Origin of the sequence: Streptomyces sp. E2N166 (assembly GCF_003671715.1) — a bacterium.
Classification (GTDB): Bacteria; Actinomycetota; Actinomycetes; order Streptomycetales; family Streptomycetaceae; genus Streptomyces; species Streptomyces thinghirensis.
Genome location: NZ_RAIF01000032.1, coordinates 712,680 through 714,406, shown reverse-complemented (window position 1 = coordinate 714,406; position 1,727 = coordinate 712,680). Strand labels below are relative to the sequence as shown.

At 73.9% G+C, this 1,727-nt stretch carries 1 protein-coding gene; it reads right to left on the bottom strand.

The window, feature by feature from the left end:
• The coding region (locus tag EBH09_RS30295) for a type I polyketide synthase (protein ID WP_193776737.1) at positions 1-1,727 on the bottom strand (1,727 nt) is incomplete at both ends.

Genomic DNA, 1,727 nt, shown 5'->3' with positions numbered 1-1,727 from the left:
GGCAGCGGACGGCCCTCAGCGTCGTAGGCGCGCGGCCACGGGGCCGTCTCGCGCTGCACGGTGAAGGGCGAACTGTCGAAGTCGATGACCGGGTTGAGTTCCTCGGCGTGCAGCGTGGGCAGCAGTGTGCCGCGGCGCAGTTGCAGGACGGCCTTGGTGAGCCCGGCGATCCCCGCGGCGCCCTCCAGGTGGCCGATCGCGGACTTCACCGAGCCGAGCGCGCAGAATCCCGTGTCGCCGGTGTGCCGGGCGAAGGCCTGGGCCAGCGCGGTGTGCTCGATCGGGTCGCCCAGGGCGGTGCCTGTGCCGTGCGCCTCGACGCAGCCTATGGTGCGGGCGTCGATGCCCGCGGCGTCCAGGGCCTGTTCCACCAGCGCCTGCTGGGCCTGCGGGTTGGGCACGGTGTAGCCGCTGGTGCGGCCTCCGTGGTTGACGGCGTCGGCACGGATCACGGCGTGCACGGTGTCGCCGTCGCGGACCGCGTCCGACAGCCGCTTGAGCACCACCGCGCCGACGCCCTCGCCGGGCACGTACCCGGTGCCGCCCGCGCCGAAGGCCCGGCAGCGGCCGTCCGCGGACAGCATGGTCTTGCGGCTGAGGTGCACGTACTTGTCGGGGTGCACGGCGACATTGACGCCACCCGCGACGGCGTACGAGCACTCGCCCCGACGGATGCTCTCGCAGGCCTGGTGCACGGCGACGAGGGACGCGGAGCAGGCGGTGTCGATCACCACGCTCGGGCCGCGGAAGTCTCCGAAGTAGGAGACCTGGTTGGCGATGGCGGAACGGTTGGCCAGCACGACCTGGTGGTTGCCGCGGGCGGACTCGGCGGCGGCGAGGATCGCGTAGTCGTCCCACATCACGCCGACGAACACGCCGACGTCGTGTCCCTGGCCGCCGTGGCGGGGCGCCGGGATCCGCGACGGCGGGTAGCCGGCGTCCTCCAGCGCCGACCAGGCCGTCTCCAGGAAGAGCCGCTCCTGCGGGTCCATCGTGCGGGCCTGCTTGGGCGCGATCTGGAAGAACAGCGAGTCGAAGGAGTCCACGTCCGACAGGAAGCCGCCCCAGCGGCTGTAGCTGCGGCCCGGCGCGGCCGGGTCCGCGTCGAACAGGGCGTCGGCGTCCCAGCGGTCCGCGGGGACCTCGGTGACGCAGTCGCGGCCCTCGGCGAGGTTGCGCCAGAACTCCTCCAGGGTGTCCGCCTGGGGGTAGCGGCCGCTGATGCCGATGATGGCGATCGGCTCGTGGGCGTCCCGGCGTGCGGGCGGGGTGTGCGGTCCCGGGGCGGGCGTGCGCGTGGGCGTGGGAACGGGAGTGTGCGTGGGGTCCTCCCCCGACGGCGGTGCCGCCTGCACCGACGGCGGTGTCTCCTGCCCCGACGGCGGCGTCTCCTGCCGCGACGGCTCGGTCTCCTCGGGGAACAGGCGCATGACGGCCTCGGCCTGCTCGGCGAGGAGGTGGCCGGCCAGCTCGTCGACCGTCCGGAACTCGAAGAACACGGTGCCGCGCAGCCCGGGGAAGTCCTTGCCCAGCAGCGAGTTGGACTCCATGACCAGCACCGAGTCCAGGCCGTAGTCGTCCAGCGGGACGCGGCTGTCGAGGCGCCCGGCGGGCAGCTTGAGCACGCCCGCGAGAGCCTCGCGCAGGTGCTCCACCAGCCGGGGCCGGAGCCGGTCGGTGCGAGCGGCCGTGACAGGCGTCGGCTCCACGTGCGCGGGCCCGGCGGG